This is a genomic window from Priestia sp. KCTC 13724, assembly GCF_056820425.1.
Genome location: NZ_JBXDLD010000019.1, coordinates 82,800 through 95,072 on the forward strand (window position 1 = coordinate 82,800; position 12,273 = coordinate 95,072).

The 12,273-nt window shown below is 37.7% G+C and carries 13 protein-coding genes and 1 riboswitch; of the genes, 4 read left to right on the forward strand and 9 right to left on the reverse strand.

All coding sequences use genetic code 11. The annotated features are described in order from the left end of the window. Window positions 1-32: 32 nt before the first annotated feature. Window positions 33-1,067 (reverse strand): LacI family DNA-binding transcriptional regulator, encoded by a 1,035-nt coding sequence (locus AC1UFB_RS03445; RefSeq protein ID WP_025910548.1) that lies wholly within the window; start codon window positions 1,065-1,067, stop codon window positions 33-35. Between the two features lie 324 nt (window positions 1,068-1,391). Between AC1UFB_RS03445 and AC1UFB_RS03450 the strand changes: the two genes are divergently transcribed. Then, on the forward strand, window positions 1,392-1,967 hold the full coding sequence (locus AC1UFB_RS03450) for a cell wall hydrolase (protein WP_025910005.1): 576 nt from the start codon (window positions 1,392-1,394) through the stop codon (window positions 1,965-1,967). On the opposite strand, the gene AC1UFB_RS03455 is transcribed toward AC1UFB_RS03450, so the two are convergent. The 5 genes from AC1UFB_RS03455 to AC1UFB_RS03475 form a co-directional block, all read right to left on the reverse strand. Further along, on the reverse strand, window positions 1,914-2,183 hold the full coding sequence (locus tag AC1UFB_RS03455; RefSeq protein WP_482588528.1) for a hypothetical protein: 270 nt from the start codon (window positions 2,181-2,183) through the stop codon (window positions 1,914-1,916). The two genes, AC1UFB_RS03450 and AC1UFB_RS03455, sit on opposite strands and share 54 nt — an antisense overlap. A gap of 115 nt (window positions 2,184-2,298) precedes the next feature. Further along, window positions 2,299-3,633 carry a sodium-dependent transporter gene (locus AC1UFB_RS03460; protein ID WP_025908855.1) on the reverse strand — a complete coding sequence of 445 codons (1,335 nt, stop codon included), beginning with the start codon at window positions 3,631-3,633 and terminating at the stop codon, window positions 2,299-2,301. A 137-nt stretch (window positions 3,634-3,770) separates the two neighbouring features. Next, window positions 3,771-3,950, reverse strand: coding sequence for a hypothetical protein (locus AC1UFB_RS03465; protein WP_025908856.1), 180 nt, complete (start codon window positions 3,948-3,950; stop codon window positions 3,771-3,773). Window positions 3,951-4,211: 261 nt separating this feature from the next. After that, complete coding sequence (locus AC1UFB_RS03470; RefSeq protein WP_100347658.1) at window positions 4,212-4,955, reverse strand: TspO/MBR family protein; 744 nt, start codon at window positions 4,953-4,955, stop codon at window positions 4,212-4,214. Between the two features lie 175 nt (window positions 4,956-5,130). After that, window positions 5,131-6,507, reverse strand: a complete 1,377-nt coding sequence (locus tag AC1UFB_RS03475) for a sodium/glutamate symporter (RefSeq protein WP_100347657.1) — start codon at window positions 6,505-6,507, stop codon at window positions 5,131-5,133. A 395-nt stretch (window positions 6,508-6,902) separates the two neighbouring features. Continuing rightward, window positions 6,903-7,001: riboswitch (TPP riboswitch) on the forward strand. 112 nt (window positions 7,002-7,113) lie between these two features. Here AC1UFB_RS03475 and tenA point away from each other — a divergent pair. Together tenA and AC1UFB_RS03485 are read left to right on the forward strand one after the other, a co-directional pair. Next, window positions 7,114-7,803 (forward strand): thiaminase II, encoded by a 690-nt coding sequence (tenA, locus tag AC1UFB_RS03480; protein WP_100347655.1) that lies wholly within the window; start codon window positions 7,114-7,116, stop codon window positions 7,801-7,803. A gap of 117 nt (window positions 7,804-7,920) precedes the next feature. After that, window positions 7,921-8,064, forward strand: coding sequence for a hypothetical protein (locus AC1UFB_RS03485; protein ID WP_156413441.1), 144 nt, complete (start codon window positions 7,921-7,923; stop codon window positions 8,062-8,064). 73 nt (window positions 8,065-8,137) lie between these two features. On the opposite strand, the gene AC1UFB_RS03490 is transcribed toward AC1UFB_RS03485, so the two are convergent. The 3 genes from AC1UFB_RS03490 to AC1UFB_RS03500 are packed head-to-tail and all read right to left on the reverse strand — an operon-like array spanning window position 8,138 to window position 10,652. Beyond that, on the reverse strand, window positions 8,138-9,538 hold the full coding sequence (locus AC1UFB_RS03490) for an aldehyde dehydrogenase (RefSeq protein ID WP_035321082.1): 1,401 nt from the start codon (window positions 9,536-9,538) through the stop codon (window positions 8,138-8,140). Between the two features lie 16 nt (window positions 9,539-9,554). Beyond that, window positions 9,555-9,857 carry an ArsR/SmtB family transcription factor gene (locus AC1UFB_RS03495; RefSeq protein ID WP_025910749.1) on the reverse strand — a complete coding sequence of 101 codons (303 nt, stop codon included), beginning with the start codon at window positions 9,855-9,857 and terminating at the stop codon, window positions 9,555-9,557. A 15-nt stretch (window positions 9,858-9,872) separates the two neighbouring features. Beyond that, entirely contained in the window at window positions 9,873-10,652 is a 780-nt protein-coding gene (locus AC1UFB_RS03500; RefSeq protein WP_025910750.1) for an SDR family NAD(P)-dependent oxidoreductase, read from the reverse strand. Window positions 10,653-10,915: 263 nt separating this feature from the next. Here AC1UFB_RS03500 and AC1UFB_RS03505 point away from each other — a divergent pair, with 263 nt between their 5' ends. Further along, the gene (locus AC1UFB_RS03505; RefSeq protein ID WP_100347652.1) at window positions 10,916-12,118 is read left to right on the forward strand and encodes a MerR family transcriptional regulator; all 1,203 of its coding nucleotides are present in this window, start codon (window positions 10,916-10,918) and stop codon (window positions 12,116-12,118) included. Window positions 12,119-12,273 lie beyond the last annotated feature (155 nt).

Here is a 12,273-nt window from a genome sequence, read left to right on the forward strand (position 1 = left end):
ATTAACTTTTAGTGAACCGATTAACTTACCACTTACCCTTTCTTTTTAGCCGTGGACTCTCGATGAATAAGCTCCGTCGACAGTCGAATATGCTGAAGTGCAGTAGTGTCATTTTCAATTGCTTGAATGATTGCTGTGGCAGCCACCGATCCTTTATTAAATACATCTTGACGTACCGTAGTTAAGCTAGGTGTAGCATAACTACTAAACGTTAAATCATCAAATCCCACAATTGAATAGTCTTCTGGTATGCGCTTACCTTCCTCTTGTAGCGCTTTCATTATTCCTAATGCTAGCGTATCAGATGAAGCAAAGAATGCAGACATAGAATGTGGACGTGATAATAACTCTTTTCCCATCCTGTATCCATTTTCAAATGAACTATCTAACGCTTCGAATACATGTGATTTGCACGGCTTGATTCCCGCTGCTTTGAGCGCTTTTTCGTAGCCAATAAACCGCTTATAGTCGATGGGGCTATTTGTCATTCGGTGCGCAATGAAACCAATCGCACTGTGCCCTAGATCAATTAAATGTTTCGTAGCCTGGTAGCCACCTTCCTCGTCGTTCATCGTAATATGATTGAAATAACGCTCGTACTTATCGTATGTATCCACTAACACGATAGGCTTGGATAACGCTTTCATCTCTTCGTATAAACGATTTGGAAATACCCCTAAAAATAAGAGGCCATCTACGTTTCGCTTCCGAATCCATTTCATACATTCACTTGGGCTTTGCACACCTGAAATGAGTAAATCATATCCATTTTTACGAAGTACGTATTCGATTCCACTAATCATTTCACTTTGATAGTGATTATCTTTAAACATCGTAACAAGGGAATCGTTCACTAACGGAAACATAACCGCAATGACATTTGATTTCCGCTTTGATAAGCTTACTGCGGTTAGATTTGGTTCATATTCAAGATCTTTAACCGCTTTCAAAATTCGCTGCTTTGTTTCATCTGATACTTTGTTAATACCATTTAACACATAAGATACAGCTGCGGGAGAAACTCCTGCGTGCTTTGCAACATCTCGAATCGTTATTTTCCCATTCATATACCCACTCCAGTTAAACGGTTAACTAGTTACACGCTCATTATAAGTCACCTTAAATTTCAAGTCAATCCTCTTTTTTAAAAATAAGAATGGTTCTTTACACTTAGCAGACCTTTACGGACAGTTACTCTTCTTCTTTATCTCACTCTATTAAAGTGAAAAGCTGACTGTTCGTTAAGGATGTGTACATTTATTACGATTATTGTTAAATTTATTTAATATCTTCCTAGACTGGTATGTTTTCATTAATGACAAGACACCTCATATGCTGTTACTCTTTAGAACGTGCACGCTAAAACACTACACATCGGAGGTTATAAAACTATGTGGAAAAAGTTAGCTATTATTGGTGCTTTAACAGTATCTATGCTCGGATTAGGGCATTCAGCAAGCGCAGCGGAAACAACGCATCGCGTAGACAGCGGCGAGTCCCTTTATAAAATTGGGATGGAATATGGTGTCTCTATTAAAGATTTAAAAGCTGAAAACAACAAAGAAACTGACGCACTTGCAATCAATGAAACACTAAAAATCCCAAGCTCAATTAGCAGTACAGACAAAGATCTATTAGCTCGCATTATACATGCAGAAGCAAAAGGAGAGCCTTACGCTGGAAAGGTTGCCGTTGCGACTGTTATCTTAAACCGTGTCGATGATGATGCGTTCCCAAATTCTATTCGTGAAGTCATTTACCAAAAAGGCCAGTTTGAACCTGTAAGCAATGGTGAAATTAACAAGCCAGCTGATGCTGAAGCGAAAAAAGCAGTAAACGAAGCGTTAGCATTACATGGGGGAGGTAGCGGTTCTCTCTTCTTCTTTAACCCTTCAAAAACAGATAATCAATGGTTACGTCAAAAAGAAGTCACTACTACAATCGGTGATCATGTTTTTGCAAAATAACAAATGAAAAAGAGTTTGGGACATAACAAAATGATTGCTTCTAAGAGACGAACAATAGCTGTTCCAATCTCTTTGGTTTGTCTGAACACGTTCGTTCCATTGCGCTACGGTCACTCGCTTTCCGCAGGGAGGAACCTGAGCTTCCTCGCTGCGCTGCGGGATCTCAGTTTTCCCTCTCTTTCCCGCAGGAGTCGAGTGTCCTACGCTCCATTCCACCCTGTTTCCAACATTATTTTCACAATCAAAAAAACCTGAACGATTAAAAGTTATGAACTCTCAATCGTTCAGGTATAGTAGAGGCTGAACTACTTATGTCTCAGTCTCTTTTTACTTAGTAGGCACTAGCTAAATTAAATAAAACCACAATAATAATGAATGGCAAAATATATTTAACTAGGATAAACCACGTTGAAAATAACCTTTCAGATTTTGGGCTTCCCGTTTTAAATTCTTCAAACACGTGCTCTTTTTTCATTTTCCATGTAATAAAAATAGCGATTAAAAGACTTCCAATGGGAAGCATTAAGTTACTTACAAAGAAATCTGCTGTGTCAAAGATGTTTCTACCAAACACCGTGATGTGCTTTAAGACACCAAATGACAGCGCTGAAGGCAACCCAACAAGAAAGACAATAGCTCCTGCTAATACTGCAGATTTTGGACGCTTCTCCTGCTTTTCTTTTGTAAGAGCCGCCACAATAATTTCTAAAAGTGAAAAAGATGAAGTTAACGTTGCAAATAAAAATAACAGCAAAAATAGTGCTAAAAATACAGGGCCGAATGGTACTTGCTCAAACACTTGTGGCAATACAACAAAAAGCAATCCTGGCCCTTCTGTTGGTTCCATGCCTAATGCAAATACGGCAGGAAAAATAGCTAACCCAGCGAGAAGTGATACAACCAGATTTAAAACAGAGATGGAACCGGCAGATTTTGTTAAGCTTATATCTTTTCCTAAATAAGAACTATAAGTAACCATGCAAGATAAACCTACGCATAGAGAAAAGAAAGACTGCCCTAATGCGTACAAAACAGATGTACCTGTAATGGCACTAAAATCAGGCTTCAAAAAGAACTCTATACCTTCCATTGCCCCATCTAGCGTTAACGAGCGAACAACGATAATTAAAAAACAAATAAATAACAAAGGCATCATATATTTGTTTGTACGCTCAATCCCTTTTTGAACTCCTCTTGATACAACATATACATTAATAATCAAAAATAAAGCCTGAGCTCCAATTACTAGATAAGGCTCTGCAATAACCGTATTAAAAAGTGCACCATACTCTTTTCCAGTAAGTAGTCCACTAAGACTCATAATAGTATAAAGAATAATCCATCCGCCTACAACGCTGTAAAAAGACAACAAGACCAGACAGCTGATAACGCCTACTCGTCCAATCCAAACCCAAGCTGTGTTGGGGGCAATTGCTTTATATGCACTAATCGCTTCTTTCCCAGTATGCCTACCAATAATAAATTCCGCTAACAACAACGGTAACCCGATAAAGAGCGTAAACAGTACAAACAATAAAAAGAATGCTCCTCCACCGCTTGTCCCAGTCACATAGGGAAATTTCCAAATGGCACCAAGACCGATCGCAGCACCTGCAGATGCTAATACGAATCCTAAACGTGAAGACCATTGATTTGCTTTACTCATATAACCAAATTCTCTCCTCTTCTATACTCATCTGAATAGTACTTTATCATATATTGAAGAGAAAATCATTCTCTATTGCATTTTTTCAAGAAAAACACTGCTTGTTTCGTTTTCTTACAATAACTTTTTTGTTCTAGCTATTCGCGAAAAGAAGACTCGTCACCGTCATATGCTTCTTGATTCGAAATAATTTCAATATGCAAGTGTCCTGCTTTTTCTAATCGAAGGACCTCTCTTTCCGCTTCTGCATAATCTTTACATGTAATTTGACTGTACTCCATATTTTCTTTATCTGTATAAGCTACTAAATACGTCATTTTTAAGCTCCTCTTTTACTTTATTACTTATGATATAGCCTTGAATGAATCCTTTTAAACATCCAAGACTATTTTTTTCTTCTTCACATATTTATATATAAAATCCGTTTGGTGTAAAGGAGGGTACAGAATGGCCTTTATTTTATCTTTTATTCCCATTGTTGTCCCTTTTGGCATATTGATTTGCTTAATCGGTTTCACATCTTCTTTATTAGAGGATCGTAACGAAAAAAAGAAACCCTAGCAATCGCTAGGATTTCTTCACTTTCGATAATTACGAATGAGCTGAACAATGATATTAAGTGCCAATATTACGACTACACCCCAAACTGTTGTTACAATCCCTGAGTATGCGCTTTGCTTAATAGAAATTGCAATAAAAGCCCATATGAATACGAGTGAGTATGCGATATCTCTGTTTTTTCTTGTAAACAAAACGCCTAATATTCCGCCCACTACAAGCATAATGATTGCCCACGTCTGTTCACCTAAACCAAACAGCGTTTCGATTCCATTAGCTTGGAATACAACAAAGACATTAACAATTGTTGCTACGGATACCCAGCCAATATAAATAGAAATCGGCAGCCTCATAAACCATGTTGTCATTCTGGAATTTTGAATGATGGAGTAAATAATCATTAGCGTTACTAAGAATAGAACGATGACGAGTAAAGCAAGAGTAAAGTAACGATATTGAAAGATAAAAATCCATGCACTATTTAGTAAACAACTAATGAAGAACCAAATACCAATTTTCGCATAGATTTCTTTTTGATCTTCTCTCGCAATAAATTGACGAATAATCCAGATAATTAGAAGCGTATAAATTAGGCCCCATATCGCAAATGCATAGCCTGCTGGCGTAAACAGTGTTGGTACGCTATCAGATACTTCACCTGTAGTTTGACCACCTATTGGTAAAGCGTTCGCTAAATAGTTTACGATTAACACAAGAACTAAACCAATCGCATTTAAGATACTATAAAAACGAAAATTTGCCATACTATTTCTCCTTTCCTGTAGATGTAAATATAGTTGTTCTAGCTAAAAAGATAAAATAGTAGCTTCTCTTCATTAATACCTCGTCTGACTTAAATTTATGCACTCGTTAACAATTTTTCTTAGAATAGGCCTTTTGACTCCTAAAAAAACAACAACTCAGCCTTAGGCTGAGTTGTTATTTTGAATTTGCTTCTATACTTCTTGATTGACTGGATGATTTCTTTTCGTTTTTAACCCATCCTCTTAACATGGCAAATAAATAAATAGCTATGCTTGCTCCAATTGTAATAAGCACAAACAACCAATGCTGGCTCGTTGCAATCATTAATGGAGCAAATGTAATAAGGAGAATCTCTACCGGCGCAATCGGTATATATGCCAACGCGTAATCATCGAGTGTTTTACTTTTGCTTTCAGGATCCGCGATACGCAATAGTGCGATTCCCATTGCCGTTGTTCCTGTAATCCATCCCCAAGTGAAAATTCCTCGTTCAAACCAAATTGGACCAAAGAACTTGCCAGAAAGAACTCGGAATACAAACCATGCAAACAACAGACCGAATAATAATAACAGTGCAAAAGGTACAATATAGCTTGCTACCGCTGATAAACTAATAGAAGCAATACCAAACGCAACTAAGAAGTCTGTTGCACTTCCACTAATTCTGTTCATTACATCTGCATTAATATACTGATCGCTATTCGTTTTCTTCATAATACCTTTAATAGCTAAACCTACAAGAAAAGCTAGTGAAAAAGCCGGTATTGTTACTGAAGGCAACAACGTTTGACCTAGCTCACTTAAATAGTAGCCACCTAATGCGATAATTGTCACTAAAGCCACATGTAAGACAAGTGGATCAACAGCAATCGATGATACCGTATCCATTTTTGTAGAAGTGCGCTTTTCAGGGGGGATTAATCCTGTTCTTAATTCTCGTGGTAAGTCTTCAAATCTTGCAAGATAATTTGTTTCACCTTTTTTCGAATAATATTTAATGAACGCCAACCCTACTACGATTGAGCAAATAACACCAATCGTTGCTGATGTCATCGCTAGAGATAATCCTTCTTCCCATCCTTGCTTTGCAAACGCATCTCCGACAGCAGCCGCTGTTCCATGTCCACCGATAAATCCTGCTGCTAATAACAAGCCAAATCCTAAGTTTAAATCTCCCCAAACGTTATTTAATAGCAGCAATGAAAATAGTAAACCGACGCCCCACATTGCTAGCATAATCATTTGAGAATACGACCACATACTACCTACGCGACCCGCTATTTCTTTAAACTTTACACTTTGAGTTGCAATTGGAATTGCACCAAAAATAACCGCGATTAGAATACCTGGATAAGTTCCAATTTGATCAGTGAATGGAATGAGGCCAATACCGTTTGGCCCTAATGCTAAACCCAATATTCCAGCAATAATACTCGCAGGTAAAAATAAGTTTTGTACCCACCTGGCCTTTGCTCGAATAATGGTACCAGCCACTAATAACAGTGAGATGAAACCAAGATCCACAAATAAATCCCATGCTGATAGATTCATTAAACAACCTCCTTAAAAAATATAATTCCTACTAAATTGACAGGACTAATTTATATTAAACTAGGCAAACTGAAAAAGCCATTTAGCTTCAGCTAAATACCTCTTCAATTTGTGGCTTAATTCTTTAATTGAGCTTGTTTAAACGTAACGAACTTACAATTATTATATCATGATAGCACAGCCTTTGCACATTCCGACAAGATTCGTGACAATTTTCTCATTTTTTTCATTAACTACTCCAATCGTTTAGTTACTAGTTTCATATGTAATTTATCTCATTTATTTTTTTAAAATATCACTATTCAAACTACTACTTTCCATTACTTTTGAACCGTTTTTTCTAAACTTTTGTATAATTCTTTTTTTTATGTTAAATTGAATAAGAATAAAATGAAAGAATCCACTAGGGGTGCCGTTTGGCTGAGACAAGGAATCTTGATCCCTTTGAACCTGATCTGGCTTATACCAGCGTAGGAAAGTGGTACGGCGTTGTCGTGTAATACACCAACAACTGTCTTTACCACTCCATATAATGGGGTGTTTTTTTTGTTATTGCCTACATTTATAAGCGCGTTCCTTGTGGATTCAATTAGGGAGGAATATCAATTGTCATTTTCAGCTCAATTACGCAAAGAAGCAGCTTACATTTACGATGCCATCTTTCAACATCCATTTGTTGCAGGTATTAAGGAAGGAAAAGTTCCAAAAGAAGCTTTAATTCATTATGTGTCACAGGATTATGAATATTTAACTGCTTTTGTTCGCATATACGGTGCGGCGTTAACAAAATGTAGTACCCGTGATGAAATGGAAGTGTTTAATAACGGTATTTCAATTGTTTTACATAGTGAAGTCCATCCTCATAATAATTTTTGTAAAGTAGCTGGCATTCGTTATGAAGATATGAAGCATCAGCCCTTAGCACCAACAGCAAATCATTATATTAGCCACATGATGACGGTCGCACATACAGGGACACTAGGTGAAATTATTGCTGTGCTACTGCCATGTCCATGGACATACGTTGAAATTGGCGAGCGTATTGCAGGCGAAGTGAACTTAACACCGGATCACCCTTTTTACGAATGGATTTCCTTTTATACCAATGGAGAAATGAAAGAAACGACAAAATGGTTTTGTGACAAATTAGATGAGTTAGCAGAAAAAGCTTCAGCTGAGGAACGTAGACGTATGAAAGAGCATTTTATCAAAAGTTGCGAACTTGAGTATCTATTTTGGGACATGGCCTACAAACAAGAGCAATGGCCTCTATCTCAAACCATCGTGCACTCATAACAAACAGAGGCTGGGACATAAGTAATTCAGCCAATGATAAACCTGAACGATTGAGAGTTTCTCACTTTTAATCGTTCAGGTTTTTTGGTTGATTGTGAAAACAATGTTGGAAACAGGGTGGAATGGAGCGTAGGACACTCGACTCCTGCGGGAAAGAGAGGGAAAACGGAGATCCCGCAGCGCAGCGAGGAAGCTCAGGTTCCTCCCCGCGGAAAGCGAGTGGCCGTAGCGCAATGGAACGAACGTGTTGAGACAAACTAAAGAGATGGAAACAGCGAGTGTTCGTCTTTTAGAAGCAATCATTTTGTTATGTCCCAAACTCTTTCGTTTGACGTTATTTCAAAAACTTTTTAATCGTTTTTAGACTTTGGTTATCAGACGGATACTTAAAGGCAAAATCAAACTTTGTTGTTTGCTTCAGCACGCTTTTAAAGTGTGAAAACGTTTTAAAGCTTGCCTCACCGTGATATTGACCGATTCCACTCTCTCCAACTCCTCCAAATGGCAGGTGCGGCGTTGCCAGGTGCATAATCGTATCGTTAATGCACCCTCCCCCAAATGAAACCGTGTTAATAATTTGCTGCTGAACCTCTTCACTTTCTGAAAACAAATATAGAGCTAGCGGCTTTGCTTTTTGATGAACTGCACTTACGACCTCATCTACACTTTCATATTCAATAAGAGGTAAAATTGGACCGAAAATTTCGTCTTGCATAACGCTTGAATCCCATTTTACTTCGTCTAAGACGGTTGGAGCAATCTGGAGCGTTTCTTCATTATAATTACCGCCAATTACAACTTTTCCATCTTGTAAAAACTCAATTAAACGATCGAAGTGTCTCTCACTGACAATTCTGCCATAACGCCCGCTTGTGAGTACATCTTCGCCATAAAACTGCGTTACCGCTTTCTGTAGCTGTGCAATAAGCTGAACCTTTACGTCTTTATGAACTAACAAGTAGTCTGGAGCAACGCATGTTTGACCAGCATTCATACTTTTACCAAACATGATGCGCTTAGCCGCAAGTTCAACATTTGCATCTCTATGCACAATACAAGGGCTCTTACCTCCTAGCTCTAACGTGACTGGAATGAGCTGCTTTCCTGCTTCTTGCATAATGACTTTTCCAACGTTGACGCTTCCTGTAAAGAAAATATAATCCAGCGGTTGCTTCAATAAGATTTGAGTCGTTTCCACAGCTCCTTCTATAACTGTAACAAACGAAGGGTCAAACGTTTTGGCAAGCAATTCTTCCATTACCCTTGAAACATTAGGCGTCAGTTCCGACGGCTTAATAATTGCTGTATTGCCCGCTGCAATAGCGCCAATTAATGGTGAAATAGCTAGTTGAAACGGGTAGTTCCACGGTGCAATAATGAGCGTCACTCCGTAAGGTTCCGGGATGATATATCCTTTTGAACCAATATGAGTCATGACTGTCTTTGCTTTTTTAGACTTCATCCAGCCGTCTAAATGCTTTAGCGTAAAGCGAATTTCTTCTAACAAAATGCCAATCTCAGAAGCATACGCTTCTATTTCTGATTTGTTTAAATCTTTTTTCAACGCCTCCATAATTACTTCTTCATTGGATTTAATCATGGATTGCAAATCCTTTAGTGCCTGCACTCGCACGGCTTTGGACTTTGTCTTTTGTTCATAGAAGTACCGCTTTTGCTTTTCGACAATATTGCTGATAATGTTCTCATCTGTAACGTAATACTCACTATGCTTCATTTCTTCACCTCTTTGATCATAAACATTCTTTTTCAATTGTTGAAATTAATTCCTTTAATAGCCCTACCGCATCTTCTAATGCGAGTGAATAATAACGCTGCGTTCCTTTTTGCTCAATACTTACAAGCTTTTGGTCACGTAATATTTTTAAGTGATGAGAAACTGCTGGTCGAGAGAGGGTTGATTCTTTTGCGATTTCATTGACCGTTAGCGGTTCCTTTTCTGCTAATAATAAAATAATGTCCTGTCTCGCTGAATCGCTTAGTGCTTGAAAAACAGGAATACTGGATCGAAATAATTCCACTGCGCGTGTACTCATGCTACCTATCCTCTCTTACTTAACTTCTTGCATACTTCTTACAACTTTTGTAATAAGCTTACGTGGGAAAAACCTCGGCAGCATAGTTGCTACTTTAAACTTTGCTCCAAGTATAATAATCGTTTTCCCTCTCATGAATTGTTCATAACCTACTTTCGCTACATCTTCCACATGGAGAGCCCCTGATTCAAATAATTTTGAGCCACTTAAATTAGCTCGGTCACTAAAGCCCGTCTTAGTAGGCCCCGGGCAAAGCGCACTAATGGTTATATTAGTATCTTTCAACTCATTCTCCAACGCTTCAGTAAACGATAAAACATAGGCCTTTGTTGCATAGTAAACAGCCATCAATGGTCCAGGTAAAAAAGAAGCTACTGATGCAATGTTAAGAATTCGCCCTTGGTTACGCTCCACCATTTCTGGTAAGAATAGCTTCGTTAAATACGTGAGCGTTTTTATATTTAAGTCAATCATATCTGCTTCTTCAGCCCAAGATGTCTCGATAAATGTACCATATAAACCGAAGCCAGCATTGTTGACTAGAAACTGAACCGTAATACGTTGTTGCTTTATTTCATCGTAAAGCTTTAACGCCTCTTTTTGTTTAGAAAGATCTTTTATACTAATTAAAACAGAAATTGAATAGTTATTTTCAAGCTCTTTCTTTAACTCTTCCAACTTTTCTTTACTACGTGCTACTAATACGAGTGAATAGCCATCTTCCGCAAAATGATATGCCAATTGTCTTCCAATTCCACCTGACGCACCTGTAATCAAAGCATATCCTTTTTCCATTTAAAACAGCCTTGCGTTTATATGTTTAAAAACTTAAACATTTGAACATATCTTATCGAACTTAGTTTATACTGTCAACTTTTTATACATACGAGCATTTTACAAATTTCTCTTTTTGTTTACATAAAAGGCTAATGTCGTCTAGTTTTGACAACCTTTGTCACCTAGCAGGAAAAATTAGTTAGATATGGTGAATACAACATACAACGAAAATCAAGCTAATACATACTTTTTATTAGGAAAGAATTAGAGGAGGAAAAAAAATGACTGAAATTTATACAATTAAAGCTGTATGTGACCGCCTAGATATAGATCGTCGCACATTAAAAGGGTGGGAAAGTTCCTTACAGGGTTATTTATATATTGAGAGAAGAGATGGAGCACGTGTATATACTGAGGACAAAATTGAGTTGCTCAGTGATATTAACCAGCTATTTGCGGAAAACTGCACCTTAGATGAAGTGAAAGAATACATACAGCTAGTGAGCCAAGAAACGCAGACGGTCTATGAAGAAGCTGCTCCTACAGTTGACGAAGTGTCGTCTGCAGAGACGAACGAAGATGTAGAGTCAAAATCCCTTGAGAAACCTGAAGACAGAATTGAGGAAATAGATGAAAAGAAAACTCACCCGCCTATTGAAGAACCAATTACTGAAGAGAAAGCGAACGTGTCTAATGAAGAGCTACTAAACAAACAAAGTCATCTTCATGCTAATGAATCAGAACCCGTCTCTTCTAATGACGTTATCGTACAAGAACGAGAAATATTGCAAGGAGAACTTGTAGAAGCGGTGCGACGCTACGAGGATGTTTTTGAAGTATTAAATTCATTTAAAGATGATTTATTAAAAGAAATGCGTGAAGGAATGCGTAACGAAGTACGTGAAGAAATTGTTGGTGAAGTAAAAAAAGAGCTTGAAAAAAGCGCTAATCAAACGTACGAAATGGTTGAAACGGTGGGAGCTGTTATCTCTGAGTCTTCAGAACGTAACGCTAAAGAAGTCGAGAATATGTCTAAGAAAATTATCCGTGCCAATGAAAGAGCATTGGATGAAATCTCGTCCATTATGGATGAACAGTCTCATACCGCAGAGCAAAGCGCTGAAGAAATGAAATTGTATATGAAAGATATCGTAGCGAATGCCGATGAATCATCAAAAGAGATGCAATATTTACTTGATCGCTTTTCTAGCAATTCTACCGTTGCAATGAATCAAGTTAAATTTATGGTCGAAAAGCTCTCTAATTCTTCTAGCCATACGACAGAAGAACTGCGAGATTTAATTGATTCCATGAATGAAGAACGCGTTTACTATTTGAAAGAAATGGAAAAGGAAAGAAAGCTTCACCGCCAAAATGTGTCTGAGCGAGAAGAAATGTTCAATGATTTTGTTCAAACATTTCGCCAAACAGCTGCTGCTGATATGAAAAGAAAGCGAAAGTGGTGGAAGCTCTTTTTATCATAATAAGGGGCTGTCTAATAAGTCCCTCTAAATAAAACAGGTGGAGAAAAACGCAATGTTTTTCTCCACCTGTTTTTATATATTTTCGATCACTAGTGTTGCATAAATGTTGACGCAATTTTCAGTTTAATGTTTTTTCCTGTTTAGAGCCAAAAAAG

Excerpts from the sequence above, each read along its gene's own strand:
- AC1UFB_RS03495 (WP_025910749.1), bottom strand. The coding sequence starts at position 9,857 with ATGAGTACACGCGCAGTGGAATTATTTCGATCCAGTATTCCTGTTTTT.
- AC1UFB_RS03475 (WP_100347657.1), bottom strand. The coding sequence starts at position 6,507 with ATGAATCTATCAGCATGGGATTTATTTGTGGATCTTGGTTTCATCTCA.
- AC1UFB_RS03500 (WP_025910750.1), bottom strand. The coding sequence starts at position 10,652 with ATGGAAAAAGGATATGCTTTGATTACAGGTGCGTCAGGTGGAATTGGA.
- AC1UFB_RS03450 (WP_025910005.1), top strand. The coding sequence starts at position 1,392 with ATGTGGAAAAAGTTAGCTATTATTGGTGCTTTAACAGTATCTATGCTC.
- AC1UFB_RS03445 (WP_025910548.1), bottom strand. The coding sequence starts at position 1,067 with ATGAATGGGAAAATAACGATTCGAGATGTTGCAAAGCACGCAGGAGTT.
- AC1UFB_RS03470 (WP_100347658.1), bottom strand. The coding sequence starts at position 4,955 with ATGGCAAATTTTCGTTTTTATAGTATCTTAAATGCGATTGGTTTAGTT.
- AC1UFB_RS03460 (WP_025908855.1), bottom strand. The coding sequence starts at position 3,633 with ATGAGTAAAGCAAATCAATGGTCTTCACGTTTAGGATTCGTATTAGCA.
- AC1UFB_RS03465 (WP_025908856.1), bottom strand. The coding sequence starts at position 3,950 with ATGACGTATTTAGTAGCTTATACAGATAAAGAAAATATGGAGTACAGT.
- AC1UFB_RS03505 (WP_100347652.1), top strand. The coding sequence starts at position 10,916 with ATGACTGAAATTTATACAATTAAAGCTGTATGTGACCGCCTAGATATA.
- AC1UFB_RS03490 (WP_035321082.1), bottom strand. The coding sequence starts at position 9,538 with ATGAAGCATAGTGAGTATTACGTTACAGATGAGAACATTATCAGCAAT.